A 26,910-nucleotide genomic window follows, 5' to 3' on the forward strand; every position below is an offset into this window, starting at 1 on the left:
GTGCCCGGCGGGTCGCGACCGGCACGGCCACCGCCGGCAATCCGCCGCTGTCCACGGCGCCCACCCCGGCTAACCGACCTCGGGCAGCTTCGGCCCGAGCAGGTCGTCGGCGTCCACGATCCGGTAGGCGTACCCCTGCTCGGCCAGGAAGCGCTGCCGGTGGGCGGCGTAGTCCGTGTCCAGCGTGTCGCGCGCCACCACCGAGTAGAAGTGCGCCTGCCTGCCGTCGCCCTTGGGCCGCAGCAGCCGGCCCAGCCGCTGGGCCTCCTCCTGCCGCGACCCGAACGTGCCGGACACCTGCACGGCCACCGACGCCTCCGGCAGGTCGATGGAGAAGTTCGCCACCTTCGACACCACCAGCGTGCGCAGCTCGCCGCGCCGGAAGGCGTCGAACAGGGCCTCCCGCTCCTTGTTCTTCGTCGACCCCTGGATCACCGGCGCGCCCAGGGCCTCGCCCAGCGACTCCAGCTGGTCCAGGTAGGCGCCGATCACCAGGGCCGGCTCGCCGGGGTGCCGGTCCAGCACCGCCCTGACCACGGGCAGCTTGGTGCGCGCCGTGGAGCAGAGCCGGTACCGCTCCTCCGGCTCGGCCGTGGCGTACTCCAGGCGCTCGTTGTCGGTCAGCGTCACCCGGACCTCGGTGCACTCGGCCGGCGCGATCCAGCCCTGGGCCTCGATGTCGCGCCACGGCACGTCGAAGCGCTTCGGCCCGATGAGCGAGAACACGTCGCCCTCCTGGCCGTCCTCGCGCACCAGCGTCGCGGTCAGCCCGAGCCGGCGCCGGGACTGCAGGTCGGCCGTCATCCGGAACACCGGCGCGGGCAGCAGGTGGACCTCGTCGTAGACGATCAGGCCCCAGTCGCGGGAGTCGAACAGCTCCAGGTGCCGGTACTCGCCCTTGGACTTGCGGGTGATCACCTGGTAGGTGGCGATGGTGACCGGGCGGATCTCCTTGCGCTCGCCGGAGTACTCGCCGATCTCCTCCTCGGTCAGCGACGTGCGGGCGATCAGCTCCCGCTTCCACTGCCTGCCCGCCACCGTGTTGGTGACCAGGATCAGCGTGGTCGCCTGCGCCTCGGCCATGGCCGCCGCGCCGACCAGCGTCTTGCCCGCGCCGCACGGCAGCACGACCACGCCGGAGCCGCCCGCCCAGAACGCCTGCGCGGCCATCCGCTGGTAGTCGCGCAGCTGCCAGCCGTCCTCCTGGAGCACGATGGGGTGCGCCTCGCCGTTGACGTACCCGGCCAGGTCCTCGGCGGGCCAGCCGACCTTGAGCAGCAGCTGCTTGAGCCGGCCGCGCTCGCTGGGGTGCACGACCACGGTGTCGTCGTCGATGCGGGCGCCGAGCATCGGCTTGACCTTCTTGTTGCGCAGCACCTCCTCCAGCACCGCGCGGTCCAGCGAGGAGAGCACCAGGCCGTGCGCCGGGTGGTTGGCCAGCTGGAGCCGGCCGTAGCGGCCCATGGTGTCGACCACGTCCACCAGCAGCGGCTGCGGCACCGGGTAGCGGGAGAAGCGCACCAGGGCGTCGACGACCTGCTCGGCGTCGTGGCCGGCGGCCCGGGCGTTCCACAGGGCCAGCGGGGTGACCCGGTAGGTGTGGACGTGCTCGGGGGCGCGCTCCAGCTCCGCGAAGGGCGCGATGGCGATGCGGGCGTCGTCCGACAGCGGGTGGTCGACCTCCAGCAGCAGGGTCTTGTCCGACTGGACGATCAGGGGGCCGTCGGTCACTGGTGCGCACTCCCGTCGGTTGGCTTGTCCCCAGTGTGCCCACCGGGTGCAAGTCGCCGTCGGCCGCGGGGGCGCGTGACCTGGCCACCACACGCCGAGGGCTACCTTCTGGGTCGTCACGCACCAGTCCAACGAGGGTGATCATGAGCAACGAGCCGAACAAGCCCGCCGACGACGCGGCGCGGGCCCAGCCGACACCGCCCGCCGACCCCTCCGTCGCCGAGCCCGCCGCACCGGCCGACCCGTCCGGTTCCGCGCCGGTCGACCCCACCCCGGCACCCGCCCCCGCCGACCCCGGCTCCGCCGCCGTGCCGGGCAGGTCGGTCGACGGCGAGGAGCGCACCGCCGGCTCCGGCACCGCGCGCAAGGTCGTCATCGGCGCCCTGATCGTGGTGCTGGCCGCGGTGGTCGTCTTCGGCGTCGTCCGCCTGACCGGCGGTGGCGAGGCGCGGGCGGGCGACTGCGTCAGCGTCAGCGGCCAGGTCGACACCGCCGACGCCGACGTGGAGGAGCAGGACTGCGACGCGGACCGGGCCTCCTTCAAGGTCGGCCAGGTCGTGGAGGGCGGGGAGGCCACCTGCCCCGAGGAGGGCCTCTACACCGAGGTGCCGCGGCCCGACAACGTCAAGCTGTGCCTGCTGCCGAACATGGTCGAGGGCGCCTGCTACAAGCCCGACGAGGGCCTGGGGTTCACCAAGACCGAGTGCACCGGCCCGGAGACGATCAAGGTCACCAAGGTCGTCCAGGGCTCGACCGACCTGGAGGCGTGCCCCGACTCCGCCGGCATGTCCTACCCCGAGCCGAAGGTCACCTACTGCCTGGCGCCCGCCGAGGAGTGAGCGGCCGGGAGTGACTATTCGGGAGCGGTCGCCCGGCCGTGGTCACCCGCGGGCGACCGCCTGAGAGCGGTCGCCCGGCAGTGGCCGCCCCAGGGCCGGCCGCCCGGCAGCGGCTGCCCAGGAGTGGCCGCCCGGCAGCGGCCGCCCGAGAGCGGCCGCCCAGGAGCGACCGCCCAGGAGCGACCGCCCAGGAGCGACCGCCCAGGAGCGACCGCCCGGCAGCGACCGGCGGGGCGACCCGCGGGAGTGACACGGGCGGGTGAACCCGCTCAAGCGCCGCCGCGGCCGCGCCGATGCCCTGGTCCATGCGCAGGAAGATCCGTTGGGGCATCGCCGCGGCCGCGGTGCTCGCGGCGTTCGCGTTCGCGATGCCGCTGATCAGCGGGGGTGGCACGGCCGAGCCCGGTGGCCCCGCGGCGGGTTCCTGCGCCCAGGTCGAGGGCGCGGGCCACGACGCGACCTTCCGGACCGCGGACTGCGCGGCCGACGTCGCCAACGTCAAGGTCGCCAAGGTGGTCACCGAGACCACCCAGTGCCCGTCCGGCGCGCCCTACACGACCTTCACCAGCAAGACGGTCCTCTGCCTGATCCCCAACTTCGTCGAGGGCGCCTGCTACGTGCGCGACGCCCGCACCGGCCTGCGCAAGGTCGACTGCTCGACCGGCGGCTCGATCCGCGTGCTCAAGGTCGCGCCGGGCATCGCGAGCTGCGGGGACGGCCCCACGGTCCGCTACCCGGAGCCGCAGGTCACGTTCTGCCTCAGCCGCCCCTTGTGATGGCCTGAATTCCCTGCGCCGGGCTCCCGACCGGCGGTACGTTCCGCTCGTCCGACCGAGAGGAACGCAGGTGACCACGCCACCGAACCCGCCACCGGGCCCGCCCCACCAGCCCGACTGGAACCAGCCGCCGCAGGGCTCGCCCGCGCCGCAGCCCGGCCACCAGCCGCCGGGGTACCCGCAACCCGGCCAGACCGGCTTCGCGGCACCGGACCAGGCCGGTTCGCCCCAACCCGGCTACGCCCAGCCCGGGTTCCCCCATTCGGGTTACCCCCAGGCGGGACCGGGTGACCAGGCGCACGCCCCGCACCCGCCGGGCGCCGCCCAGTTCCCCGGCCAGCAGTTCCCCGGCCAGCAGTTCCCGGGCCAAGCCCCCGGCCAGCAGTTCCCGGGTCAGCAGTTCCCGGGCCAGCCGTTCCAGGGCGCCCCCTACCCGCCGCAGTTCCCGGGGCAGCAGCTCCCGCCCCAGCGCACCTCGCGCGGGCCGAAGGTGCTGATCGCGGTGGTCGTGCTGGGCATCGTCGGCGTCGTGGTCGCGGGCCTGTTCGCCAACGCCACCGGCCCGGGCGGCGCCGACGAGGGCGACTGCATGAAGATCAACTCGGCGGGCGTCACCGACGCCGACGTCGAGCAGATCGACTGCGCGTCGCCCGAGGCCGCCTTCAAGGTGGCGTCCCGCCTGGGCAGCAGCACCGACTCCTGCCCGGACGGCGACTACGTCGAGTTCTACGAGCGCGGCGGCCGCCGCAGCGACGGCTACAAGCTGTGCCTGGTCCTCAACGCCGCCGAGGGCGACTGCTTCAAGCAGGAGGGCGGCATTGTGGCCGGCAAAACCACGAAGGTGGCGTGCGGTACCCCCGGGGCTTTCAAGGTCGTCCGGGTGATCGACGGGCGCGCCGACGAGAACGAGTGCGAGAGCGGCGACAGCGCCGTTGTTTACTCGCGGCCCGCCGGGACGATCTGCCTGACGGGCGCGTGAATCCGAAAAAAGAGGGGGCCTTCTCGCAATTGAAGGCCCCCTAATGACTCTGCGTCATTCACCGGTTCCGGGCGGCAACATCGGGCCGACCTCCAGCCGTTCGAGGAGCACCCCCTCGGTGTCCATCATGTCGGCCACGCGCTGGAGCCGGACCGGGTTGAGCGACAGCGGGAACGTGCCCACGGACACCAGCGCCGCGGTCGGCTGGTCCACGTCGATGTAGCTGGGCAGCACGTCCTGCACGGACAGCTTGTCGTTCGACGCCGCCTCCTGCGCGTCGCGCAGCACCTGCCGGAACAGGGCCAGCGTGCGGGGGTTGTCGTCGGCGAACTTCTTGCTGGACGCGTACCCGGAGACGGGGAAGTCCTCGGTCGGGCCGACCGCGGTGTCGGTCACCACGCGGGCGCCCGCGTCGCGCTGGGCCTTGGTGATGAACGGCTCGGTCATCCAGGCCGCGTCCACCTCCTTGGCCTTCATCGCCTCGACCATCTGACCGAACGGCATCTCGCGCAGCCTGAGGTTCTGCTTCTCCACGCCGGCGGTGCGCAGCACGGCCGTGGTGGTCAGGGCGCCGATGTCGCCGGTGGTGTCCACCGCGATGCGCGGCGAGGCCAGCTTGCCGGGGCTGTCGTAGGCGCTGTCCAGGGTGACCAGGGCCATCGTGTTGGTGCCCGCCTGGTACGCCTCGCCCTGGAGCTGGAGCTTGGTGCCCTCGGCGAACGCGCGGAACAGGTTGACGTGGCTGGCCCAGGTGATGTCCAGGGTGGTGTCGAGCTGCTTGATTCCCTCGGTCTCACTCGTCAGTGTGACGAGCTGGACCTGGAGGCCGGCCCGCTCGAACAGCTTCTGGTTGAGCGCCAGCTGCAGCGGCGCGACGTCGACCACGGGCAGCACGCCGATGCGCAGCGTGTTGCGCTCCACCTCGGGCCGGTCGTCACCGTCGGTACCCGGGAGCAGACCACACGCGGTCAAAGTCGCGGCACACGCGAACAACGCTGCCGCACGTCGCAGAACACGCGCTGGGGTAGCCATGGCACCTCTCGCCGGGATGACCTCTAGGGCGGGGTCTGTTTGATCAACGAATATTTCGACGCACACTTGTCGATGCGGGGGATGGTAACCACCCGGAGGGATGAAACGACAGCCCTGCTCCGATACGGTGAGTGCTTCCAGAGTCTTCCCTGGCGCAGGGGTCGCGCACTACGCTCCCCGCCGGGTGGCACAAGGTCTTGCAGGCCGTCGTGTCCCCGTGCAGGGGAGGGGCGCCTAGCCGGCGCCGCCACTCCTGTGCTGCAATTCGGCCCGTTTTCGAGTCCATGCTTCGGTCCTGGGGAGAGGCCGGGGAACACTGCTGCCGGAAGAGGAAGCCCAGGGTGGCCCGTCGAGAGAGAGGTCCCAGCCAGTCGGACGTGGGGATGCCGCCACGCTCGGAAAGCCCCGGAACGGGTGACGAACTGGCTGCGCTGCGTGATGGAAGTGTGACCGAATCCACCAACGCCGGACCCGGCACGGAAGTGCGCGAGCAGCAGGCCCGCACCGCGGGGTGGCGGCTGCGCAACTGGCGCCTGCCCACCAAGCTCGCCGCCGTCCTGCTCATCCCCACCATCGCCGCGGTCGCCCTCGGCGGCCTGCGCGTGCAGTCCGACATCGCCGAGGCGACCGAGCTCAACCGCCTGGCCAACCAGATCCAGCTGGAGGCCGCGGTCGCCGACCTGGTGCAGCAGCTCCAGCGCGAGCGGGACCTCAGCGCGAGCCACGTGGCCTCGGGCAAGGAGCTGGACCGCGTCGTGCTGGACCGGCAGCTGCGCCGCGTCAACGACGAGAGCGACGCGCTCGACAGCAGGATCCTGGAGCTGAGCGGCGACCTCGACGAGGACGTGGTGACCCGGTTCCGGCGGGCGTCGAGCCAGCTCAACCGGCTCAACAGCCTCCGCAACGCGGTCCGCGAGACCCAGTACCCGTCCGACGCGGTGCTGCGCACCTACTCCGAGTCGGTGGAGGGCCTGCTCGACCTCGGTGAGCAGGCCATCGCGGGCATCAACGACCCCGAGCTGGTGCGGCTGCACCTGGCCACCAACGCCATCGCCCGGATCAAGGAGCAGGAGTCGCGCAAGCGCGGCATCATGCTCGACGTCTTCCAGAGCGGCCTGTTCGGCCCGGGCCGCCAGCGCGAGCTGCTGGCCGCCGACGCCGAGCTGGAGGCGGCGCGCAACGACTTCCGCAAGTCCGCGACCCCCGACCAGGCCAAGATCTACGACGACACGGTCACCGGCCTGATCGTCGACACCGCGAACGACATGCAGCAGACGGCGCTCAACCTGGCCGAGGCCGGCAAGAGCCTGCAGACGCTGCGGTCGGAGAAGTGGGACATCGCCTCCACGCTGACGGTGAACCTCACCCGGGAGGTCGAGGTCCTGCTGCTGGAGCAGCTGCAGAACCGCACCGACGAGCTGACCGGCGCGGCCCGCACCGCGGCGTTCCGCGACTCCGGCATCGTGCTCGGCGCGCTGCTGCTGGCCCTGGTCATGGCGCTGTTCGTGGCCCGGTCGATCCTCAACCCGCTGCGCGTGCTGCGCCGCACCGCCCTCCAGGTCGCCGACCGCGGCCTGCCCGAGGCGGTCGGGCAGATCCTCAAGGACCCGAACCCGCAGGAGGCGGCCAAGACGGCCATCGCGCCGGTGCCGATCACCACCCGCGAGGAGGTCGGCCAGGTCGCCCGGGCGTTCGACGCGGTGCACGGCGAGGCGGTGCGGCTGGCCGCCGAGCAGGCGCTGCTGCGCGACAACGTCAACTCGATGTTCGTCAACCTCTCCCGCCGCTCGCAGGCCCTGGTCGAGCGCCAGCTGAACCTGATCGACCGGCTGGAGCAGGACGAGCAGGACCCCGACCAGCTGGCCAGCCTGTTCGAGCTGGACCACCTCGCCACCCGCATGCGGCGCAACAGCGAGAACCTGCTGGTCCTGTCCGGCACCGACCTGTCCCGCCGGCTCACCCGCCCGGTCCCGGTGGCCGAGGTGCTGGGCGCCGCGGTGTCCGAGGTCGAGCAGTACGCCCGGGTGCAGGTCGGCCAGGCGCCGGAGCTGGCGGTCCAGGGCCGCGCGGTCAACGACCTCGTGCACCTGATCGCGGAGCTGCTGGACAACGCCACCGCGTTCTCCGACCCGGTGACCAAGGTCACCGTGCGCACGGCCCGCACCCGCAAGGGCGAGCTGGCCATCGAGATCCAGGACCGCGGCGTGGGCATGGGCGAGCAGGAGATGGCCGACGCCAACGAGCGGCTGGCCGACCCGCCGGACGTGGACGTCGCCGTGTCGCGCCGGATGGGCCTGTACGTGGTCGCGCGGCTGGCCAAGCGGCACGACGTCCGGGTGCGGCTGCGGCCCAACGAGGACATCGAGGGCGGCACCACCGCGGTCGTGCTGGTGCCCGAGACGCTGGTCCAGCAGCCCGGCGCGCCGATGGAGGCACCGACGCCGTTCGCCGGCGGCAGCCCCGCGCAGCGCGCGTCCGGCATCGCCGGCGCGTTCGGCCTCGGCGGCGCCTCCCGCGCCGCGGACGACGAGCCGAGCTTCCCCAGCTTCCCCAGCCTGCCCCGGATCGAGGAGGAGCAGCCGCCCGCGTTCCCGGTGAGCGTCGTGCGCGGCGACGGCGACCACGACCCGGCGCGCCTGCCGGCGTTCGGCGAGGTCCCGGCCGAGACCCCCGCGGAGACCTCGCGGGAGACCTCGCAGCCGTGGCTGCCGGCCGTCGAGCAGCGCGACGACGTGCCGGAGCCGACCGGCTCGTTCGGCGAGCCGACCCTGTTCACCGCCTACGAGGACCGCGACGAGCGCGACTCGGACCACGAGCACGGCTTCGAGACCGCGCAGTTCGCCGCGGCGGTCGACGCGAACTTCGACGCGGGCTTCACCCCCGACGAGCCGGGGCCGGCGCACCGCAACGGCACCCCGCCCGCCAGGGAGGCCCACCCGGACCTGGACGCGCCCACCGAGCGGCTGCCGATCTACGAGGCGGTCCTCTCGCAGTGGTTCCAGGCCGTGGGCAGCGAGACCTCGGCGGCCACCGCCCAGGCCGTGCCGCCCGCGCCCGGTGCGCCCGCGCCCGGTGCGCCCGCGCCCGGTGCGCCCGCGCCCGAGGTGTCCGCGCCCGAGGTGTCCCTGCCGACCCGCAGGCCGCAGGCGGTCCCGCCGGTCACGCCGTCCGCGTTCGAGGACTCGCTGCCGCAGCGCGGCACCCTCGACGTCAACGGCAACGGCCTGCCCAAGCGCGACGCCGAGAAGCCCACGCCTACCCTGGGCGAGGGCGGGCTGCCCAAGCGGCAGCCCGGAGTGCCCGCCAACCTGCCCAAGCGCGCTGCGGAGGTGTCCCGCGTGACCGAGCCCGAGCCGGTCGCCGAGCCCGAGCCGGCCGCCGAGCAGGTGTGGCAGTCGCCCGCCGACGAGGGGTGGCAGGCTGCCCGGGCCTTGCTCAGCAAGGCACCCGAGACCACGACGCAAGCGGGGTTGCCCAAGCGGGTGCCCAAGGCTCAGCTTGTGCCGGGATCCGCCGCGCCGAGGCCCCAGGAGGCCCCGGAGCGGCAAGCGCAGCGGCCCCCGCTGCCACCACGGTCGGCTGACGCGATCCGTGGACGCATGTCGAGTCTTCAGCAGGGCGTCCGTCGAGGGCGACACGCGTTGATCGACGCTTACGCTGGTGACATGTCGAGCCGGCAAGACGAGGAGCAGGAGTGACGACCGCAGCTCAGCCAGGCAGCTTTGGTTGGCTTATCACCGACTTCGTGCGCCGGGTTCCCGGTGTCGCACATTCCGTGGTCGTGTCGGCGGACGGGCTTCTGCTCGCCGGCTCGCAGGGCCTGCCCCGCGACCGCGCCGAACAGCTGTCCGCCGTGGCATCCGGCCTGGTCAGCCTCACCCAGGGCGCCGCCCGCTGCTTCGAGGCGGGCGCGGTCAACCAGACCGTGGTCGAGATGGAGCGGGGGTACCTGTTCCTGATGTCGATCAGCGACGGGTCGTGCCTCGCCGTCCTCGCGGCGCCCAACTGCGACATCGGCCTCGTGGCGTACGAGATGACGCTGCTGGTCGAGCGGGTGGGCCAGCAGCTGACCCCGGAGCTGCGCGCGCAGCTCCAGGGCGTGGTTCGGCGGTAGACCTCATGAGATCGTGGGGGTGAGGGTAAATGGCTGAACGATCTGGCGCCGGTGGCCGCCGCTTCGGTAGGAACTTCAACTACCAGGAGTGGGCGGTCGGCGGCTTCCGATTCGCTGAGCCGGATGCCGACCCCGCACAGGACGAGGAAGCCGAGGACGCACCGAACTCGTGGACGGGCCGCCGGTCGGAGCGGGCGCCGGGGCCACCACGGGTCGAAGGCACAGGGCAGGGGCAAGGCGACATGTCACAGCGTGAGGTTGACGACTCGTCGTACGACTACGACGACGTCCCCAACCGGTTCGACATCGACGGGTACGGCAGCGGGCTGTTCGGAGGTCCGGGCGCCGATCTGTTCGGTGCCCACGGCCTGCCCGACAGCGTGCCGGAACAGGTGCCGTACGCGACCGGTCCGCAGCCGGTCGTGCGGCGGCAGGAACCCGCGGCGGAGCCCTCGGAGGAGTCCGGGTCGCTCGTCCGCCCCTACACCCGCACCGGCGGCCGCACCCGGCCGGACTACGACCTCGCGATCGAGGCGCTGGTGTCCACCAGCGAGAAGGGCATGGACCGGGAGGCGGCGGTGCTGCCGGAGCACCGGTCGATCTGCGGCCTGTGCACCGACACCAGGTCGGTGGCCGAGGTGGCCGCACACCTGAGGTTGCCGCTGGGCGTGGTGCGGGTGCTGATCGGCGACATGGCGAGCATGGGTTTGGTTTTGATTCACCAGGGCGGCTTGGTCGTTGGGGACCGGCCTTCCATTGAATTCCTTGAGAGGGTGCTCAGTGGGCTTCGCAGGCTCTAGCCCCAACGCGGCCGAAGGCGCGCGGAAGCCGACGACCTCCGCGAAGATCGTGGTGGCCGGCGGGTTCGGCGTGGGCAAGACGACGTTCGTCGGTTCCGTGTCGGAGATCGTTCCGCTGACCACCGAAGCGGTGATGACCGAGGCCAGCGCCGGGGTCGACGACCTCTCGGCCACGCCGAACAAGGTCACGACCACGGTGGCCATGGACTTCGGCCGGGTGTCGCTGGACCAGGACCTGATCCTGTACCTGTTCGGCACGCCCGGCCAGCACCGGTTCTGGTTCATGTGGGACGACCTGGTGCGCGGTGCCATCGGCGCGATCGTGCTGGTCGACACCCGCAGGCTGGCCGACGCGTTCGCCTCGATCGACTTCTTCGACGACCGGCAGCTGCCCTACGTCGTGGGCGTGAACTGCTTCGACGGGCTGCTGCACCACCGCATCGAGGACGTGCGGGAGGCGTTGACCATCGACCAGTCGGTGCCGATAGTGACGTGCGACGCGCGGAACCGGCAGTCGACCAAGCAGACGCTGATCACGCTGGTGGAGCACGCCATGCGCCAGTGGATGTCGGTGCGCGCGGGCTGAGGTCCGCGTCGGGGCGGTCCCTCGCGGGACCGCCCCCGCGTCGCTTCGTGCTGCCCCGGTGCCGCCGTCCGGTGCCGCCGCGCGGTGCTTCGCTCCGCGATGCCGGGCAGTGCTCCGCTTCGCGATGCGCCCCCGCGGGCTCGCCCGGGCGGCGCGCTCGGGCCGTGCGCTTCGGCTGTGCGCTTCGGCTGTGCGCTTCGGCGGTGTGCCCCGGTGGCGCGTCCGGGTGGCGCACCGCCGCCGCGCCCGCCTCAGCGGCGTGCCCGGTACCGCCCGGTCACGGGGTGCTCATGATCAGGCCCGTGGCGGTGCCGCCGCCGGTCGGCGGCACCGCGGTGGTGGCACCGCCATGACGAGAACCGCCCTGCGCGCGAGGTTCATGCAAAGCCTCCTGTCGGTCGTCGGCGCCTCGGGAGCGCCCGCACCCGACGCTAGGCCGTTCGGACGACACCCGCGGGTGATCCGCTTCCCCGGACGGGGACTACTCCCGGTCGTCCTCGACCAGCGCCGCCGAGGTGATCCGGTGCAGCGGGAAGCGGCGCACCTCGCCGTAGGCGACGTCCACGCCCTCCAGCACGCCACCCCCGACGACCTGCGGCGTGATGACGCGGCGGGCGGCGGTGCCGTGGCCGTCGACGAAGTCCACCAGCACGTTGCGGCCCTGCTTCGCGGCCAGTTGCAGCAGGGCGAGCGTCGCCGACGGTCCCGCGCCCAGGTGACCCGGCACCGACACGCGGGTGCCGCCGGTGGTCGTGGCCGCCCGGTCACCCGCCCGGACCAGGCGGACCAGCTCGCCGAGCTGCTCGTCGGAGGCGGCGGGCGGCTGGGGTGACCTGCGGCGGCCCTTGGCGGGCGTGCGGCGGCCGCGTTCGCGCAGGTCGAGCACGCGGCCGTCCGGTCCCTCGGCGGCGGGCGCGAACCCCGCGGCGCGCAGCTGGTCCAGCACCTCGGCCAGCGGCTGCGGGCTGACCAGCACGGTCGGCGCGATCCGGCGCAGCTCCAGCCGCTCGGCCGCCGGGTGGGCCAGGACCTCGGCGACCAGCACCGGGTCGTCGCAGCGCAGGAACGACCCGGCCGCGCCGCCGCGCAGCCTGCCGTGCTTGCGGGCGGCGTCGTCGATCAGGTAGGTCAGGGACTGCGGCACGGGCGTGCGGGACCTCGACCGGAACAGCTCGTGCAGGTCGGCGGCGCTGCGGCCCGCGTCGAACGCCCGGCGCACCGAGCCCTCGTGCACGCGGTAGACGGTCGCGCCGCCCGCCGACTCGACGTCCGCGACCAGGTCGATCTCGTCGGCCAGCTCCGGGTCCAGGCGGCCGGGCGCGACGACGGTCAGGTCGGCCTGCACCAGCACGTGGTCCACCGGGGCGGGCAGCGCGTCGCCGAGCCGCTTGGCCGCCGGGCCGGGGCCCTCGGTGAGCAGGGTGCGGCCCTGGGCGGTGATCGCGTCGAGGGCCAGCACGCCGACCGCGGTGCCCTCGTCGACGGTCCAGCGGACCAGCTCGTCGCGCAGGCGCCCGCCGCGGCGGGGCGCGCGCCAGGCCAGCACGGCGGCCAGCCCGTCCGGGTCGGTCACCGCGGTGCCGGGCGGCAGGGCGGCGAGGGCTTCCAGCACGCGCCTGCGGTCCCGGGGCGCGGCGGGCCGGTTCAGCTCGGGCGCGAGGGGGTTGAGCAGGCGGTCGCGGTCGTCGCGCCGGCCGATCAGGCCGGGCAGGCGGGGCAGGTCGAGCCACGCCTGGGCCAGCGTCGCCCACCGCTGCTCGATCGAGGCCACCAGCCAGGTGTCGGCCTGCGTGGTCGGCACCCACTCCGGCTCGGTGCCCTCGGTGTCGGCGACCAGGCCCGCGTTGACGACCAGCTCCACCAGCAGCGCGGCGCGGCGCTCGTCGACGTCCAGGTCCTTGGCCAGCTTGCGCAGGTCGCGCACGCCCAGCCCGCCCGACCGCAGCACCGGCGGCGGTTCGGCCGACCAGCCCTTGACCAGGTTCTCCACGTGGCGCGACAGCTCCAGCGCCACGCCGCCGCCGGTGGAGTCGACGGTCGAGGGGTCCCGGGCCGTGGTGCCCAGCGGCGGCTCCGCCACCCGCACCTCGCCCAGCGGCCGGTCGCCGCGCACCCGCAGGCCGACCTCGCGGGGCAGCTCGACGGTCATCGCGTCCCGGCGGACCAGCAGCCCGCGGGCCAGCAGCTTCTGGATCGGCGTCCGGGCGTTGGCGAGCGAGGTGACGTGCGCGGCGTCGCGGGTCTGCCCGACCGGCGGCCCGGCGGCGAGCGCGCCCAGCACCCGCCGCTCCTCGTCGGACAGCTCGTCCAGGTCGACGCCCGCCAGCGCCGGCACCGACCGCCCCAGCCCGCACGGGAACGGGTTGACCGCGTCCCGGGTGGCGGGCGGCGTGGCCAGCGCGTCGTCGTCGCCCCACAGCAGCGCCCGCTGCCGCAGCGCCTCCACGGCCGGCCGCACGTCCAGGTCCCCGAACAGCGCCCGCAACGCCCCCACCGGCACCGGCGCCAGGTCGGCGTCCAGCACCAGCAGCGCCTCCAGCACCGTCAACGTGAGCGTGTCGAGGTCTTCGCAGGCCCGCGCCACCGAGGCCCGCGACCCGATCCGGGTGGCCAGCACCGTCGTGTCGGCCGGCGGCGGCGTCGCCAGGTCCGGCCGCGCGCGCAACAGCGCCACGAGCGCGGCGTCGTCCTGCGCCCGCAGCCACTCGGCAAGGGTGGTGCCGGACATCCCCACCACGGTATATGCCCCCCACCCCCACCCAACCCCCACCCACCCCACGCGTGTCATGCCCTCAAGCCCGGCGTGTCATGCGCTCAGCTCGCGCGTGTCATGCACTCAGACCCGGCGTGTCATGCGCTCAGACCCCGTGTGTCGAACATTCAGGCCAGTCGAAACCGCTTCCCACACCTGCGGCACGTCGCCCGAGCGCAGAACTCGGGGGTGCTGAACGCATGACACGCGCGGGTTGGGCGCATGACACGCGGGGGCTGGAGGCATGACACGCGCGGAGGGGGCGGGTCGTTAGGTATCGCACAAGTGATGGTGATCTCGCCGGGTACCGCGGGCCGACCGGAGCGCGTCGGTGAGGCACACTTGAGCCGACGCAGGCAACACCTAGGAGGAACCGTGGCCAAGGCCCGCCCCGAGCGCATCGACCCGAACTGGCCGGAGCCGCCGGCGGACGGCAAGTACGCGGTCAGCGAGCTGGCCGCCGACGTCCAGGGCGCGCTGTCCCCGTTCGGCCGGGTCACCTTCCCGCTGCCGGTCGAGGAGCTCGGCTACCACCACCCGGTCACCGAGATCAACCGATAGCACACGGCCGCGCGCGGCGAACGAGCCGCGCGCGTTCCGCAATTCAGCCGGGACTACGCTCGACGGCCTCTTGAGCAGCGCAGTCATGGGAGGTTCGATGCCGGTCCCCGGCCCCGGTTACTCGATCACGGTCCGGCTGGAGGCCCCGCCGTCGGCCTCGGCCGCGGGTGACCTCACCACGGCGGTCGGGCGGGCCGGCGGTGTCATCACCGCCTTCGACGTCGTCGAGTCCCACAACGACCGGGTGATCGTCGACCTCACCTGCAACGCCCTGTCGGCCAACCACGCCAAGGACATCACCGACACCCTGGGCCTGCTGCCCGGCGTCGCGGTCCGCAAGGTGTCCGACCGGACGTTCCTGGTCCACCTCGGCGGCAAGATCGAGGTCTCGTCCAAGGTGGCGCTGCGCAACCGCGACGACCTCTCCCGCGCCTACACCCCCGGCGTGGCCCGCATCTGCCAGGCCATCGCGGAGAACCCCGACGACGCCCGCCGGCTGACCATCAAGCGCAACACCGTCGCCGTGGTCACCGACGGCTCGGCCGTGCTCGGCCTGGGCAACCTCGGCCCGGCCGCCGCGCTGCCGGTGATGGAGGGCAAGGCCGCGCTGTTCAAGAAGTTCGCGGGCGTGGACGCCTGGCCGGTGTGCCTGGACACCCAGGACACCGAGGAGATCATCCGCGCGGTCGAGCTGATCGCCCCCGTCTACGGCGGCATCAACCTGGAGGACATCGCCGCGCCGCGCTGCTTCGAGATCGAGGCGCGGCTGCGCGAGAAGCTGGACATCCCGGTCTTCCACGACGACCAGCACGGCACCGCGATCGTCGTGGTCGGCGCCCTGCGCAACGCCCTGCGCGTGGTCGGCAAGAAGCTGTCCGACTGCAAGGTCGTGGTGTGCGGCGTGGGCGCGGCCGGCTCGGCGATCATCCGGCTGCTGCTCAAGCAGGAGCCCGGCGACGTGGTCGCGGTCGACGTGGACGGCATCGTGCACCGCGACCGCCCCGGCCTGGACGACAACCTGCGGTCCATCGCGGCCGCCACGAACAAGGCCAACGTCAGCGGGCGCCTGCACGACGCGCTGGTCGGCGCGGACGTGTTCATCGGCGTGTCGGCCCCGAACCTGTTCGGCGCCGAGCAGGTGGCCACGATGAACCACGACGCGATCGTGTTCGCCCTGGCCAACCCGGACCCGGAGATCGACCCGATGGAGGCGCAGAAGCACGCCGCCGTCGTGGCCACCGGGCGCAGCGACTTCCCGAACCAGATCAACAACGTGCTGGCGTTCCCCGGCGTGTTCCGGGGCCTGCTCGACGCCAACGCGCACCGCATCACCGACTCGATGCTGCTGGCCGCGGCCAACGCGATCGCGGACGTGGTGGACGGCGACCGGCTCAACGCCTCGTTCGTGGTGCCGAGCGTGTTCGACAACTCGGTGGCGCCCGCGGTGGCCGAGGCGGTGCGCAAGGCGGCGGCCGGCGAGTCGCGCGAGGGCGGTCGGGCGTAGGCCGCTGGGGGCGGGCCGTTGGGGGGCGGGCTGCTGGGTGCGGGTGGCTGGGTGCGGGTGGCTGGACTTGGGTAGCCGGGCGTACGCGGCTGGGCTCGGGTGGCTGGGCGGAAGCGACCGGGCGCGGGTGGCCGGGCGTGGGCGGCGGGCCAGGAGGCGGCGGCGGGCGGGCGGTGGCGCGGCCTAGCATCGCCGGTATGACCCAGCGGTTCACCCACTTGGACAGCGGCGGCGCGGCGCGCATGGTCGACGTCTCCGGCAAGGAGCCCACTACGCGCACCGCGGTGGCCTCCGGCGTGCTGCGCACGACCGGGGAGGTGGTGGCGCTGCTCGGCAGCGACGGCCTGCCCAAGGGCGACGCGCTGGCCACCGCCCGCGTCGCCGGGATCATGGCGGCCAAGCGCACCTGGGAGCTGGTGCCGCTGTGCCACCCGATCGCGCTGTCGCGCGTGGAGGTGGACCTCGCGCTGGGCGAGGCGGAGGTGCGCATCACCGCGACCGTCCGCACCACCGACCGCACCGGCGTGGAGATGGAGGCGCTGACCGCGGTGTCGGTGGCGGGCCTGACCCTGCACGACATGGTCAAGGCGGTCGACCCGGCGGCGCAGCTCGACGCGGTCCGGGTGGAGCGCAAGGAGGGCGGCAAGACCGGTCTGTGGGAGCGCCCGTGAGGCGCGCGCGGGTGGTCACGGCGTCCAACCGGGCGTCCGCGGGCGTCTACGAGGACCGCGGCGGGCCGATCATCGTGGCCTGGCTGCGCGAGCGGTCCTACGACGTGCCGGACGCGGAGGTCGTGCCGGACGGCGAGCCGGTGGCGGAGGCGCTGCGGCGGGCCGTGGCCGACGGCGTTGAGGTGGTGGTCACCACCGGCGGCACGGGCGTCAGCCCCACCGACCGCACGCCCGAGGCGACCCGGTCGGTGCTGGACTACGAGGTGCCCGGGGTGGCGGACGCGATCCGCATGTCCGGCTGGCCGCGGGTGCCCGCGGCCGTGCTGTCGCGCGGGGTGGCGGGCGTCGCGAATCGCACGTTCGTGGTGAACCTGCCCGGGTCGACCGGGGGCGTGCGCGACGGGCTGGACGTGCTCGCGGCCGTGCTGGAGCACGCCGTCGACCAGGTGGCCGGGGGTGACCACGCGTGACCGAGGTCCTGCGCGCGACCGTCAGCGACGAGCCGCTGTCGGTGGCCGAGCACGCGGCGCTGGTGGAGCACGCCTCGGCCGGTGCCGTGGTGACCTTCGCCGGGGTGGTGCGCGACCACGACGGCGGCCGCTCGGTGCGGGAGCTGGAGTACGTCGGCCACCCGACGGCCGCCGCGGTGGTGGCCGAGGTCGTCGCGGACGTGGTGGCCCGGTTCGACCGGGTGCGGGCGGTGGCCGTGTCGCACCGGGTCGGGTCGCTGGCGATCGGGGACGTGGCGCTGGCGTGCGCGGTGTCGGCCGACCACCGCCGCGAGGCGTTCGACGTGTGCTCGGAGCTGGTCGACGAGGTGAAGCGGCGGCTGCCGGTGTGGAAGCGGCAGGTGTTCGCCGACGGCACCGACGAGTGGGTCAACATGCCCTGACCGGCGGCCTGACCCGGTGCGGTGGGCACGACCGAGGGGCCCGACCGCCGGGGGAAGGCGGCCGGGCCCCTCGCGCGCTCACACCGGGTGGATCACTTGGTGGCGATCTTCTGGCCCGGCAGGATCAGGTCGGGGTTCGGGATGAACTCCTTGTTGAGCTCGTGCAGCCGGGTCCAGCCGCCCTCGACCTTCAGCTCGTCCGCGATCTTGGACAGGGTGTCGCCCGCCTTGATCTCGTAGTCGCCGGCGGGGTTGCTGGACGGCAGCGCCACCACGACGGGGGCGGGGGCGGCCTGCTGCACGGGGGCCTGCTGCACCGGCGCCTGCTGCTGCTGGACGGGGGCCTGCTGCACCGGGGCGCTGCGCACCGGCGCGGAGCCGCCGCCGCCGAGGCCCTTGGGGCCGCAGACGGGCCAGGCGCCGATGCCCTGCGACGCGAGCACGTTCTCCGCGACGCGGATCTGCTCCTCGCGGGATGCCTGGTTCGGCATGCCGCTGCCACCGTTGGCCGCCCACGTGGACGGCAGGAACTGCAGGCCGCCGTAGTAGCCGTTGCCGGTGTTGATGGCCCAGTTGCCACCGCTCTCGCACGCGGCGACCGCGTCCCAGTTCACGCCGGAGCCCTGCGCGCTCGCGGTGCCGGCGGCCAGGCCCAGCGGGGCGCCGACGATGACGCCGGCGACGGCGACCTTCGCGATGCCGCGACTGGTCGAACCGGTGGTCGGGCGGTGCTTGCCTCGGTAAGAAGCCATTTCCCTCTCAGCCCGCCGCACCTGCCCTGGCGGCCCGGGTTCGGGGCCCGGGGTCGCCCAGCTTTCCTGTCCCGCGGAGTTCTCTCGCTCGGGGGTGTTCCCGGGGGCCGGTGGACAGGTTCGGTGCGAGGCGTCCCGGGTCGTGCTCTCGGTCGGTCGGGGCCAACCAGGGAGCGACGGTACGTAACCGGGGGAGGGCTCGCCAAACGAAGTCCACTGTGACGCGTGTCACTGTAACGCTATGGGGTGACTCCTCGACCATGGTGTTTATCCTGGTCAGGGCACCGTTATCGGTCCGTTTCCGTTCCGAGATCGGGCGAAATAAATCACTTTAAGTGAGGTCTGGCTCACGTGTTAATCCGTCCGTGTCGGGCAGCGTCAGCCGCCGGCGAAGGGGGGCAACACGTCCAGTTGTGATTCAGGGCACACGGTCGTGTCGAGGTCGCGCACCGCCACCCCGTCGAGCAGGAAGCTGCACGCGGGCAGCACCCGGTTCACCCGGTCGCCGTGCCGCGCGCCCACCGCCGCCAGCACCGCGGCGACCGTCGGCGCCGGGTCGGGCAGCTCGAAGCTCTCGTCGGCCACGCCCGCGGCCGCCCGCGCGCCCGCGAAGTACCGCACCGTCAACCGCACCCGCTCACCCTCCGATGGCGCTCATGGGCCGGGACGGCTGGCTGAACCCCTCGGAGCCGATGCCGTGCCCGGCCGCCTTCGACCACGAGTTCGCCCGCCAGAGGTCCGCGACCTCCTCGTCCGCCGCGCCGCCGCGCAGCAGCGCCCGCAGGTCCGTCTCGGACCGGCTGAACAGGCAGTTCCGCACCTGGCCGTCGGCGGTCAGCCGGGTCCGGTCGCACGCCGCGCAGAACGGCCGCGTCACCGACGCGATCACGCCCACCACGGCCGGGCCGCCGTCGACCAGCCACCGCTCCGCGGGCGCGCCGCCCCGCTCGCCCGGCTCGGGCACCAGCGTGAACGCGGTGCGCAGCGCGGCCAGGACCTCCTCGGCGGTGACCATGCCGTCCCGGTCCCAGCCGTGCTGGGGGTCCAGCGGCATCTGCTCGATGAACCGCAGCTGGTAGCCGTGCTCCAGGCAGAACCGCAGCAGCGGCACGGCCTCGTCCTCGTTGACCCCGCGCATCAGCACCGAGTTGACCTTGACCGGCTCCAGCCCGGCCTCCCGCGCGGCGGCCAGGCCGGTGAACACGTCGCCCAGCCGGTCGCGCCGGGTCAGCTCCCGGAACCGCTTCGGGTCGAGGGTGTCCAGCGAGACGTTCACCCGGTCGAGCCCGGCGGCGGCGAGCCCCGCGGCGCGCCGGGCCAAGGTCAACCCGTTCGTGGTCATCGAGATCCGCGGGCGGGGCTCCAGCGCGGCGGTGGCCGCGACGACGTCCTCCAGGCCCGGCCGCAGCAGCGGCTCGCCGCCGGTGAAGCGGACGTCGGTCACGCCGAGCCTGGTCACCGCGATGCCGATCAGCCTGGTCAGCTCCGCGTCGGTGAGCAGGTCCGGCTTCGGCAGCCAGTCCAGGCCCTCGGCCGGCATGCAGTAGGTGCAGCGGAGGTTGCAGCGGTCGGTCAACGACACGCGCAGGTCGGTCGCGACCCGGCCGAACCGGTCGACCAGCAGCGGGGTGCCCGGGCGGGCGGAGGTGTCCGGGGTGGCGCGCACGGCGGGTAGTCCCAACTCCACGGCTGTCACCCCAGCCAGGGTAATCGGCCCCGGTCGCGCCGAGGCCGGAGGAGCGTCCCTGGGCGGCCCGCCCGGCGGCTAAATTGCCTGACATGACCAGCGAGCACGAGGTCCCCGCCGACGAGCTGGAGCGGTTCGGCGCCTACGCGCGGGAGACCAGCGCGCTCACCGTCATGTTCCACACCAGGGTGGCCGAGCGGATGGGGCTCTCGCCCACCGACGAGAAGTGCCTCGACCTGGCCATGCGCGCCGAGGGCCCGCTCACCGCGGGCCGCATCGCCGAGCTGTCCGGGCTGTCCACGGGCGCGGTGACCGGCGTGATCGACCGGCTGGAGCGCGCCGGGTACGTGCGCCGCGTCCGCGACCCCCACGACCGCCGCAAGGTGCTCGTCGAGGTCACCCTGGCGGACGAGAACCGGTTCTCCCACCTGTTCGAGGGCGCCCGGCAGACGCTGCTGGAGGTGCTGGGGCGGTTCAGCCCCGAGGAGCGGGCCGTGCTGGAGCGGTACAACAAGGCGATGATCGAGGTGTTCCGCAGGCACGTGGTCGACGCCTGAGCCGGCAGCATGTCGCGCATGGCCGCTCAGTGGAACTACCTGATGGACATGGACGGCGTGCTCGTGCACGAGGAGCACCCGATCCCCGGCTCGGCGGAGTTCGTCGCCGAGCTGACCGCGAACGCCATCCCGTTCCTGGTGCTCACGAACAACTCCATCTACACGCCGCGCGACCTGCGGGCCCGGCTGTCCCGGACCGGCCTGGAGGTGCCGGAGGCCGCGATCTGGACCTCCGCCCTGGCCACGGCCCGCTTCCTGGACTCCCAGCGCCCCGGCGGCTCGGCGTTCGTGATCGGCGAGGCCGGCCTGACCACCGCGCTGCACGAGATCGGGTACGTCCTCACCGACCGCGACCCCGACTACGTGGTGCTCGGCGAGACCCGCACCTACAGCTTCACCGCGATCACCAAGGCGATCCGGCTGGTGGAGGAGGGCGCCCGGTTCATCGCCACCAACCCGGACGCGACCGGCCCTTCGCGCGAGGGTTCGCTGCCCGCCACCGGGGCGGTCGCGGCGCTGATCGAGCGCGCCACCGGCCGCGAGCCGTACTACGTGGGCAAGCCCAACCCGCTGATGATGCGGTCGGCGCTGCGCGCGCTCGGCGCGCACTCGGAGAACACCCTGATGATCGGCGACCGGATGGACACCGACGTGCGGTCGGGCCTGGAGGCGGGGCTGCGCACCATCCTGGTGCTCAGCGGCATCTCCGCCGACTCGACCGCCGAGCTGTACCCGTTCCGGCCGACGCGGGTGGTCAAGTCGATCGCCGACCTGGTCGGGCACTCGGCGGACCCGTTCCCGGAGGACGAGCCGAACCCGGTCTGACCTGCGGCTGATCAAGGATTGTCGTACCCCGGCGCTAGCGTGCCGGCATGAGCATCGACCACCTCGCCGTCGCCGAGTCCTACAGCGGTTACTTCACCGAGGCCGTGACCGGCAACCTCGCCGCGGCCGTGCCGAGCTGTCCCGGGTGGACGGTGGACGACCTGGTGGCGCACCTGGCCGAGGTGCAGTCGTGGTGGACGCTCGTGCTGGTCGCCAAGGGGGCGCAGCCGACCGGGGAGGACGCGCGGCGGGCCGCGGACACCGGGCCCGACCGCGTCGAGGGGTGGCGGGAGATCAGCGCCCGGTACCTGGCGGTGCAGCGGGAGTACCCGGCCGACACGCCGGCGTGGGTGTGGTGGAACGACGCCGAGCGCGCCACGGCGGCGGACGTGGCGTCCCGGCAGGCGCACGAGGCCGTGGTGCACTGCTGGGACGCGTGGAACGCGGTGGGGCGGGTCGAGCCGATCCCGGCGGAGGTCGCGGCGGACGGGGTGGGCGAGTTCCTGGACCGGTTCCTGCACGGGCCGGCGTGGGAGTCGGGGCCCGTGGTGGTGGAGCTGGTGGCGACCGACACGGGGGAGAGCTGGCTCGTCGGTGCGGGGGGTTCGGCGGGGTCCGGGGACGCGGTGGCCGCCGGCAAGCCGCGGCGGCTCGACGCGGGGGAGCCGACCGCCCGGGTGGCCGGTCCGGCGGAGCAGCTGTACCTGCTGCTGTGGCGGCGCGTGGGGCTGGAGGGGGTGACCGTGACCGGTGACCGGGCCGGGGTGGAGGCGCTGCTGAGCTGGCCCAGGTTGGGGTGACGGAGGCTTGGCGCGGGAGCGCGGGGAACGGGAGCGGAGCCGGATCGGAATCGCCCAGGCCCGATCCGGTGCGATCCGGTCCGGTCCGACCCGTCGCGTCTTGGGCCCGTCGCGTCCCGAACCCGCCGGGCCCGTCCCGGTTCGGTCCGGCGAACCACCCCGCCGTAGTCGGGCCGCCACCGTCCGCCACGACGCCCTCACCCCCGCGGGGGATGAGGGCCGATCACGACCGGACCCGCGACCCCGCCCCTGATCGACTTTTGGTCACCACCCCCGCGCGTCGCTTATCGTCGCAGGTGTGGAACGACCGCTCTTCGTGGTCGGCGACGTGCACGGGCACCTCGCCGAGCTGACCCGCGCCCTGCACACCTCGGGCCTGGTCGACGCCGACGGCCGTTGGTCCGGTGGCGACGCGGAGCTGTGGTTCCTCGGCGACTTCGTCGACCGCGGCCCGGACGGCATCGGGGTCATCGAGTTCGTGATGCGCCTGGCCGAGGAGAGCGGCGGCCAGGTCGACGCCCTGCTCGGCAACCACGAGGTGCTGCTGCTGGGCATGCACCGCTTCGGCGACGAGAACGTGCCGGGCGCCCCGACCCCGCGCAGCTTCGCCCGCAGCTGGCTCCTCAACGGCGGCCTGCGCAGCGACCAGGACCGCCTCACCGCCGACCACATCGACTGGCTCACCACCCGCCGGGTGCTCGTCGAGGTCGACGGCCACCTGCTGATGCACTCCGACACCCTCGCCTACCTGGAGTGGGGCGACACCGTCGACGAGGTCAACGAGGCCGTCCGCGAGCTGCTCCGGGGCGACGACCTCGACCAGTGGTGGGAGTGCTGGCGCAAGATGACCACCCGCTACGCCTTCCGCGGCCCGGAGGGCGCCGAGGTGGCGGGCGAGCTGCTGGAAGTGCTGGGCGGCCACGAGGTGGTGCACGGGCACAGCGTGATCGCCGACCAGCTGGGCGTGCCGCCGGAGGCGATCGACGGGCCGCTGCGCTACGCCGGCGACAAGGTCCTGGCCGTCGACGCGGGCCTGTACAGCGGCGGGCCCTGCCTGGTCGTGCGCCTGGACGAGGACGAGTGACGGCCGCCTGCCGGCGGGCCGGCGCCCCCTCCTAGGGCACCGGCACGATCTCCTTGCCCAGCGGCACCAGCGACACCGGTACCAGCTTGAAGTTCGCGATGCCCAGCGGGATGCCGATGATCGTCGCGCACAGCGCGATGCCCGTCACCACGTGGCCGATGGCGAGCCAGATGCCCGCGACCAGGATCCAGATGATGTTGCCGAGCAGCGACGGCGTCCCCGCGCCCGGCCGGTCCACGACCGTGCGCCCGAACGGCCACAGCGCGTAGTTGGCGATGCGGAACGACGCCAGCCCCCAGGGGATCGTGATGATCAGCACGCAGCACACGATGCCCGCGAGCGCGTACCCGACGGCCAGCCAGAAGCCGCTGAGCACCAGCCAGACCACGTTCAGGATGAGCCTCACGACCTCCATCCTGCCCGATTAAGCTCCCCGCTCGTGGTGAACGAACTCCGCTGGGGCGTCGTGGCTACGGGCGGCATCGCCGACGTGGTCACCGGCGACCTCCGCCTGCTGCCAGACGTCGAGGTCCTCGCGGTGTCGTCCCGCGCCCTGCCCAAGGCCGAGGCGTTCGGGGCCAGGCACGGCATCCCGCGCGCCTACGGCGACTACCACGACCTGCTCGCCGACCCCGACGTGGACGTGGTCTACGTCGCCACGCCGCACGCCCAGCACCACGAGGTGACGCGGGCCGCGCTGGAGGCGGGCAAGCACGTGCTGTGCGAGAAGCCCGCCACCCTGACCCCGGCCCACCTCCGGGACGTGGTCGACCTCGCCCGCGAGCGCGGCCTGTTCCTGATGGAGGCCGTCTGGACCAGGTTCAACCCGCTGATCGTCGAGCTGGGCGAGCTCGTCCGCTCGGGCGCGATCGGCGAGGTCCGCTCCGTCCGCGCCGACTTCGGCTTCACCGTGCCCCACGACCCGGACCACCGCCTGTGGAGCCGGCGGCTGGGCGGCGGTTCGCTGTTCGACCTGGGCATCTACCCGGTGTCGCTGGCGCACCTGCTGCTGGGCGAACCGGAGGTCGTCCACGCGCACGGCTCGCTGGTCGACGGCGTGGACGCGGAGGTCGGCATGCTGCTCGGCTACCCCGGCGGCGCCCACGCGCTGCTCGGGTCGTCGCTGGTCAGCCCCCTCAAGGAGAGCGCCGTGGTGTACGGCACGGAGGGCCTGGTCGAGCTGCCGGAGGCGATGTACAACCCGAGCCGCATGATCGTCAACGGCGTGGAGCGCCGGTGCGAGCAGGAGGGCGCCGGCTACGTGCCCCAGTTGCGCGAGGTCGTGCGCCGCGTGCGGGCGGGGGAGACCGAGAGCCCCCTGATGCCGCTGGACGAGTCGCTGGCCGTGATGCGCACCCTGACCAGGGCGGCCGAGCAGGTCGGCCTGACCTACGAGGACGTGACGACCGGCTGACCGCCGCGCCCGCGCCTGCCCTGCCGGCCCCTCAGCGGGGCGGGCGGGGCGGCAGCAGGGCCAGGGTCACGGTGACCACCGCCTCCACGCTCCGGCTGCTCGGCGTCAGCAGGTGGCTCAGCGCGACCCGCACGATCGTCTCGGCGGTCAGGCGCACCCGGTCCGCCGCCACCCCCGGCCAGTGCCCGCCGATGTGCTGCGCGAACACCGCGGTCGCCAGCGTCAGCACCGGCTGCCCCCTGGTGGTCAGGAACGGCAGCATGTCCTCGGCGTTCGCCCCGTTCAGCACGGACTTCGCCAGCGGGTCGCGGCCGGCCAGGTCGAACGCGAACGCGATGCCCAGCCGCAGCCCCTCCACCGGGTCCGGGGTCGACCCCAGCCGCTCGCGCACGCCGTCCAGGAACTCCCTGGTCTTGAACAGCGCCACGGCCTGCACGAGGCGTTCCTTGTTGCCGAACTCGTTGTAGACGGTCTGCCTGCTCACGCCCGCTTTCGTGGCGACGTCCACCATGCGCAGGCCGCGGGAACCGTGTTCGGCCACCAGGTCCGCGGCCGCCTCCAGCAGGAGCCGGGTGAGTTCCGTCACGGCGCAAAGCTTGGCACAGCGGGACCGTGGGTAGAGTCCGGCCGTGCCGTTGACCGTGGGTTTCGACCTGGACATGACGCTGATCGACCCCAGGCCCGGCATGGCGGCGGTGATGGACGCCGTGGCCGCCGAGACCGGGTACCCGCTCGACGGCGCCCACTTCGCGGCCAACCTCGGCCCGCCCCTGGACATGGTCTACCGCGACTTCGGCGTGCCCGAGGAGGACGTCCCGGCCCTGGTGACCCGGTTCCGCGCGCTCTACCCGGAGATCGTCATCCCGGCCACGCGCGCCCTCCCCGGCGCCGCGCAAGCGCTTGCGGCCGTGCGTGAGCTGGGCGGCACCACGATCGTGGTCACCGGCAAGTTCCGGGCCAACGCCGCCCTGCACCTGGCCGCGCTCGGCTGGGAGGTGGACCACCTGTTCGGCGAGCTGTGGTCGACCGGCAAGGCCGAGGCGCTGAAGGCGCACGGCGCCGCCGCGTACGTGGGCGACCACGTGGGCGACGTGCGCGGCGCGAAGGCCGCCGGGGCGGTGGCGGTGGGCGTGGTCAGCGGGCCGTGCGACGCGGACGAGCTGGCGGCCGAGGGCGCGGACGTCGTGCTGCCCGACCTGACCGCGTTCCCCGGGTGGCTGCGCGCGAACGCGGACCGGCTCAGCGCCGCCGGGGGCGCCGGGAGTCCCGGACCGCGCTGACCACGCCGAGCGCGAGACCGGCGGGGGCCAGCAGCCACCCGGCGGCGAACACCCAGCCGGGCAGGCCCCGTTCGCCCACGACGAACATGGCGACGATGGCCACGACACCCAGCGCGAACAGGGCCACGGCCAGCGGCATCAGCTTCGAGGACGACATGCCGCGAGCGTAGTCCCGCTATCGGAGGTGCCCCGGGGGTGGTGTTCTGGCTAGTCTGGTGGGACGCGCCCTGGGCACGCCCCGGGCGCGTTCGTCGTGTGGATGACCCAGGGATTGGTGAGCGCGGTGCCGACCGGCAAGGTCAAGTGGTACGACTCGGAGAAGGGTTTCGGCTTCGTCACCCAGGACGGTGGCGAGGACGTCTACGTGCGGAAATCCGCGCTTCCCCCCGGTGTCGAGGGCCTGAAGGCCGGTCAGCGCATCGAGTTCGGCATGGCCGAGGGCAGGCGCGGTCCGCAGGCGCTGTCGGTGCGGCTGATCGACCCGGCGCCGTCGGTGGCCGAGGCGCGGCGCAGGCCGGCGGAGGAGCTGCACGGCCTGATCGAGGACATGATCAAGCTGCTGGAGCTGAAGGTGCAGCCCGAGCTGCGCCGCGGCCGGTACCCGGACCGGAAGAACACCAAGCTGATCGCCGAGGTGGTCCGGGCCGTGGCGCGGGAGCTCGACCCGTAAACCCGGGTTCGCGAGCCCGGACCGCGAGCCCGCGGGCGCTCGCACCGGCGAGTCCGGGTCGACGAGCCCCGCGGTCGACGGGCCGTGACCGGTGAACCCCGGCCCGCGGGCCGCCAGCCCTCGACGGTCAGCCCTCGACGGTCAGCACCCAGACCCGGCGGGCGACGAAGTCGAACGCGCCGGTGGTGCTGGTCTGGATGCGCCTGCTCAGCTGCTGGACCTCGACGCCGATCAGCCGGTCGCCGGGGTTCGGCAGCGTCAGCGTGTAGGCGTGCTTGGGGGCGCTGACGGTGAACACCGCGCTGCGGCCCGGCTCCTGCTCGACGCCCGCGGCGTCGCGGTACCGGAAGTTGACGCCCCACGCGGTGTCCGCGACCTCGCCCGGCACGGAGATCTGCACCGGCAGGCCCGGCCGCACCCGCAGCCTGCCCTCGGCGGCGGGGTCGCGCCGGCAGTTCTCCGCGTCGATGTCGCAGTCGTCGAGCGGCGCGACGGCGACCGCCTCGCCGTCGGCGTAGAACGTCACCTCGGGCGGTGTCGGCGCGGCGCAGGCCGTCGCCGCGAGCAGCAGGACCGGGAGGAGCGGGACTCGGCGCACGGCCGT

Annotated in this window: 27 protein-coding genes and 1 pseudogene; 18 read left to right on the top strand and 10 right to left on the bottom strand. The window is 73.5% G+C overall.

Annotated elements, in window-relative coordinates; genetic code table 11:
- Positions 1-69: 69 nt before the first annotated feature.
- A complete protein-coding gene (locus EKG83_RS02390; RefSeq protein WP_033432217.1) occupies positions 70-1,731 on the bottom strand; it encodes a DNA repair helicase XPB in 1,662 nt (553 codons plus the stop codon).
- 143 nt (positions 1,732-1,874) lie between these two features.
- Here EKG83_RS02390 and EKG83_RS02395 point away from each other — a divergent pair, with 143 nt between their 5' ends.
- The 3 genes from EKG83_RS02395 to EKG83_RS02405 all read left to right on the top strand — a co-directional run bounded on the left by EKG83_RS02395 (position 1,875) and on the right by EKG83_RS02405 (position 4,325).
- Positions 1,875-2,570 (top strand): LppU/SCO3897 family protein, encoded by a 696-nt coding sequence (locus tag EKG83_RS02395; RefSeq protein WP_051766221.1) that lies wholly within the window; start codon positions 1,875-1,877, stop codon positions 2,568-2,570.
- Positions 2,571-2,875: 305 nt separating this feature from the next.
- The gene (locus EKG83_RS02400) at positions 2,876-3,346 is read left to right on the top strand and encodes an LppU/SCO3897 family protein (protein ID WP_033432216.1); all 471 of its coding nucleotides are present in this window, start codon (positions 2,876-2,878) and stop codon (positions 3,344-3,346) included.
- Between the two features lie 70 nt (positions 3,347-3,416).
- Positions 3,417-4,325: an LppU/SCO3897 family protein gene (locus EKG83_RS02405; RefSeq protein ID WP_033432215.1), complete on the top strand. Its 909-nt coding sequence runs from the start codon at positions 3,417-3,419 to the stop codon at positions 4,323-4,325.
- A gap of 54 nt (positions 4,326-4,379) precedes the next feature.
- Here the strand turns inward: EKG83_RS02405 and EKG83_RS02410 are convergent, their stop codons facing one another.
- Positions 4,380-5,246: an ABC transporter substrate-binding protein gene (locus tag EKG83_RS02410; protein WP_228122483.1), complete on the bottom strand. Its 867-nt coding sequence runs from the start codon at positions 5,244-5,246 to the stop codon at positions 4,380-4,382.
- Between the two features lie 557 nt (positions 5,247-5,803).
- On the opposite strand from EKG83_RS02410, the gene EKG83_RS02415 reads away from it, so the two are divergent.
- The 4 genes from EKG83_RS02415 to EKG83_RS02430 are packed head-to-tail and all read left to right on the top strand — an operon-like array spanning position 5,804 to position 10,857.
- The gene (locus EKG83_RS02415) at positions 5,804-9,055 is read left to right on the top strand and encodes a nitrate- and nitrite sensing domain-containing protein (protein ID WP_228122484.1); all 3,252 of its coding nucleotides are present in this window, start codon (positions 5,804-5,806) and stop codon (positions 9,053-9,055) included.
- Positions 9,052-9,471: a roadblock/LC7 domain-containing protein gene (locus EKG83_RS02420; RefSeq protein ID WP_033432212.1), complete on the top strand. Its 420-nt coding sequence runs from the start codon at positions 9,052-9,054 to the stop codon at positions 9,469-9,471. The genes EKG83_RS02415 and EKG83_RS02420 overlap by 4 nt, the downstream gene beginning before the upstream one ends.
- Positions 9,472-9,500: 29 nt before the next feature.
- A complete protein-coding gene (locus tag EKG83_RS02425) occupies positions 9,501-10,271 on the top strand; it encodes a DUF742 domain-containing protein (RefSeq protein ID WP_033432211.1) in 771 nt (256 codons plus the stop codon).
- Positions 10,252-10,857, top strand: coding sequence for a GTP-binding protein (locus EKG83_RS02430; protein WP_033432210.1), 606 nt, complete (start codon positions 10,252-10,254; stop codon positions 10,855-10,857). Before EKG83_RS02425 ends, EKG83_RS02430 begins: the two co-directional genes overlap by 20 nt.
- 481 nt (positions 10,858-11,338) lie before the next feature.
- On the opposite strand, the gene EKG83_RS02435 is transcribed toward EKG83_RS02430, so the two are convergent.
- The gene (locus EKG83_RS02435) at positions 11,339-13,585 is read right to left on the bottom strand and encodes a helicase-associated domain-containing protein (RefSeq protein WP_033432209.1); all 2,247 of its coding nucleotides are present in this window, start codon (positions 13,583-13,585) and stop codon (positions 11,339-11,341) included.
- A 399-nt stretch (positions 13,586-13,984) separates the two neighbouring features.
- Here EKG83_RS02435 and EKG83_RS02440 point away from each other — a divergent pair, with 399 nt between their 5' ends.
- From EKG83_RS02440 to EKG83_RS49495, 4 genes and pseudogenes are all read left to right on the top strand, one after another.
- Positions 13,985-14,170 (top strand): hypothetical protein, encoded by a 186-nt coding sequence (locus tag EKG83_RS02440; protein ID WP_051766220.1) that lies wholly within the window; start codon positions 13,985-13,987, stop codon positions 14,168-14,170.
- 97 nt (positions 14,171-14,267) lie between these two features.
- Positions 14,268-15,674: an NAD-dependent malic enzyme gene (locus EKG83_RS02445; protein WP_033432208.1), complete on the top strand. Its 1,407-nt coding sequence runs from the start codon at positions 14,268-14,270 to the stop codon at positions 15,672-15,674.
- Positions 15,675-15,871: 197 nt separating this feature from the next.
- Positions 15,872-16,345 carry a cyclic pyranopterin monophosphate synthase MoaC gene (gene moaC / locus EKG83_RS02450; protein ID WP_033432207.1) on the top strand — a complete coding sequence of 158 codons (474 nt, stop codon included), beginning with the start codon at positions 15,872-15,874 and terminating at the stop codon, positions 16,343-16,345.
- A gap of 11 nt (positions 16,346-16,356) precedes the next feature.
- Positions 16,357-17,237: pseudogene (locus EKG83_RS49495) on the top strand (molybdenum cofactor biosynthesis protein MoaE).
- A 92-nt stretch (positions 17,238-17,329) separates the two neighbouring features.
- Here the strand turns inward: EKG83_RS49495 and EKG83_RS02465 are convergent.
- From EKG83_RS02465 to moaA, 3 genes are all read right to left on the bottom strand, one after another.
- Positions 17,330-17,989: a transglycosylase family protein gene (locus tag EKG83_RS02465; protein ID WP_033432204.1), complete on the bottom strand. Its 660-nt coding sequence runs from the start codon at positions 17,987-17,989 to the stop codon at positions 17,330-17,332.
- A gap of 378 nt (positions 17,990-18,367) precedes the next feature.
- Positions 18,368-18,622, bottom strand: coding sequence for a MoaD/ThiS family protein (locus tag EKG83_RS02470; protein WP_033432203.1), 255 nt, complete (start codon positions 18,620-18,622; stop codon positions 18,368-18,370).
- Positions 18,623-18,626: 4 nt separating this feature from the next.
- Entirely contained in the window at positions 18,627-19,685 is a 1,059-nt protein-coding gene (gene moaA, locus EKG83_RS02475) for a GTP 3',8-cyclase MoaA (protein WP_051766218.1), read from the bottom strand.
- An 83-nt stretch (positions 19,686-19,768) separates the two neighbouring features.
- Between moaA and EKG83_RS02480 the strand changes: the two genes are divergently transcribed.
- From EKG83_RS02480 to EKG83_RS02495, 4 genes are all read left to right on the top strand, one after another.
- A complete protein-coding gene (locus EKG83_RS02480; protein WP_033432201.1) occupies positions 19,769-20,233 on the top strand; it encodes a MarR family winged helix-turn-helix transcriptional regulator in 465 nt (154 codons plus the stop codon).
- A gap of 18 nt (positions 20,234-20,251) precedes the next feature.
- Positions 20,252-21,058 carry an HAD-IIA family hydrolase gene (locus tag EKG83_RS02485; RefSeq protein ID WP_194282987.1) on the top strand — a complete coding sequence of 269 codons (807 nt, stop codon included), beginning with the start codon at positions 20,252-20,254 and terminating at the stop codon, positions 21,056-21,058.
- A gap of 47 nt (positions 21,059-21,105) precedes the next feature.
- Positions 21,106-21,858, top strand: coding sequence for a maleylpyruvate isomerase family mycothiol-dependent enzyme (locus EKG83_RS02490; protein WP_051766217.1), 753 nt, complete (start codon positions 21,106-21,108; stop codon positions 21,856-21,858).
- A 298-nt stretch (positions 21,859-22,156) separates the two neighbouring features.
- The gene (locus tag EKG83_RS02495) at positions 22,157-22,942 is read left to right on the top strand and encodes a metallophosphoesterase (protein WP_033432199.1); all 786 of its coding nucleotides are present in this window, start codon (positions 22,157-22,159) and stop codon (positions 22,940-22,942) included.
- Positions 22,943-22,973: 31 nt separating this feature from the next.
- Here EKG83_RS02495 and EKG83_RS02500 read toward each other — a convergent pair whose 3' ends face one another.
- Complete coding sequence (locus EKG83_RS02500; RefSeq protein ID WP_033432289.1) at positions 22,974-23,348, bottom strand: YccF domain-containing protein; 375 nt, start codon at positions 23,346-23,348, stop codon at positions 22,974-22,976.
- Between the two features lie 33 nt (positions 23,349-23,381).
- On the opposite strand from EKG83_RS02500, the gene EKG83_RS02505 reads away from it, so the two are divergent.
- Positions 23,382-24,356: a Gfo/Idh/MocA family protein gene (locus tag EKG83_RS02505; RefSeq protein ID WP_033432198.1), complete on the top strand. Its 975-nt coding sequence runs from the start codon at positions 23,382-23,384 to the stop codon at positions 24,354-24,356.
- A gap of 31 nt (positions 24,357-24,387) precedes the next feature.
- Here the strand turns inward: EKG83_RS02505 and EKG83_RS02510 are convergent, their stop codons facing one another.
- Complete coding sequence (locus tag EKG83_RS02510) at positions 24,388-24,942, bottom strand: TetR/AcrR family transcriptional regulator (protein WP_033432197.1); 555 nt, start codon at positions 24,940-24,942, stop codon at positions 24,388-24,390.
- Positions 24,943-24,985: 43 nt separating this feature from the next.
- On the opposite strand from EKG83_RS02510, the gene EKG83_RS02515 reads away from it, so the two are divergent.
- Positions 24,986-25,636, top strand: a complete 651-nt coding sequence (locus tag EKG83_RS02515) for an HAD family hydrolase (protein WP_033432196.1) — start codon at positions 24,986-24,988, stop codon at positions 25,634-25,636.
- On the opposite strand, the gene EKG83_RS02520 is transcribed toward EKG83_RS02515, so the two are convergent.
- The gene (locus EKG83_RS02520) at positions 25,596-25,793 is read right to left on the bottom strand and encodes a hypothetical protein (RefSeq protein ID WP_033432195.1); all 198 of its coding nucleotides are present in this window, start codon (positions 25,791-25,793) and stop codon (positions 25,596-25,598) included. The genes EKG83_RS02515 and EKG83_RS02520 overlap by 41 nt on opposite strands.
- 126 nt (positions 25,794-25,919) lie before the next feature.
- On the opposite strand from EKG83_RS02520, the gene EKG83_RS02525 reads away from it, so the two are divergent.
- Positions 25,920-26,306 (top strand): cold-shock protein, encoded by a 387-nt coding sequence (locus tag EKG83_RS02525; RefSeq protein ID WP_033432288.1) that lies wholly within the window; start codon positions 25,920-25,922, stop codon positions 26,304-26,306.
- A gap of 127 nt (positions 26,307-26,433) precedes the next feature.
- Here EKG83_RS02525 and EKG83_RS02530 read toward each other — a convergent pair whose 3' ends face one another.
- Entirely contained in the window at positions 26,434-26,904 is a 471-nt protein-coding gene (locus tag EKG83_RS02530; protein WP_051766216.1) for a DUF2771 family protein, read from the bottom strand.
- Positions 26,905-26,910 lie beyond the last annotated feature (6 nt).

The organism is Saccharothrix syringae (assembly GCF_009498035.1).
Classification (GTDB): Bacteria; Actinomycetota; Actinomycetes; order Mycobacteriales; family Pseudonocardiaceae; genus Actinosynnema; species Actinosynnema syringae.

What these genes read in the sequence shown, in the direction of transcription:
- EKG83_RS02395 (WP_051766221.1), top strand. Translation starts at nt 1,875, where the DNA reads ATGAGCAACGAGCCGAACAAGCCCGCCGACGACGCGGCGCGGGCCCAG.
- EKG83_RS02400 (WP_033432216.1), top strand. Translation starts at nt 2,876, where the DNA reads ATGCGCAGGAAGATCCGTTGGGGCATCGCCGCGGCCGCGGTGCTCGCG.
- EKG83_RS02425 (WP_033432211.1), top strand. Translation starts at nt 9,501, where the DNA reads ATGGCTGAACGATCTGGCGCCGGTGGCCGCCGCTTCGGTAGGAACTTC.
- EKG83_RS02435 (WP_033432209.1), bottom strand. Translation starts at nt 13,585, where the DNA reads ATGTCCGGCACCACCCTTGCCGAGTGGCTGCGGGCGCAGGACGACGCC.
- EKG83_RS02445 (WP_033432208.1), top strand. Translation starts at nt 14,268, where the DNA reads ATGCCGGTCCCCGGCCCCGGTTACTCGATCACGGTCCGGCTGGAGGCC.
- moaC (WP_033432207.1), top strand. Translation starts at nt 15,872, where the DNA reads ATGACCCAGCGGTTCACCCACTTGGACAGCGGCGGCGCGGCGCGCATG.
- EKG83_RS02465 (WP_033432204.1), bottom strand. Translation starts at nt 17,989, where the DNA reads ATGGCTTCTTACCGAGGCAAGCACCGCCCGACCACCGGTTCGACCAGT.
- EKG83_RS02480 (WP_033432201.1), top strand. Translation starts at nt 19,769, where the DNA reads ATGACCAGCGAGCACGAGGTCCCCGCCGACGAGCTGGAGCGGTTCGGC.
- EKG83_RS02485 (WP_194282987.1), top strand. Translation starts at nt 20,252, where the DNA reads ATGGCCGCTCAGTGGAACTACCTGATGGACATGGACGGCGTGCTCGTG.
- EKG83_RS02490 (WP_051766217.1), top strand. Translation starts at nt 21,106, where the DNA reads ATGAGCATCGACCACCTCGCCGTCGCCGAGTCCTACAGCGGTTACTTC.
- EKG83_RS02520 (WP_033432195.1), bottom strand. Translation starts at nt 25,793, where the DNA reads ATGTCGTCCTCGAAGCTGATGCCGCTGGCCGTGGCCCTGTTCGCGCTG.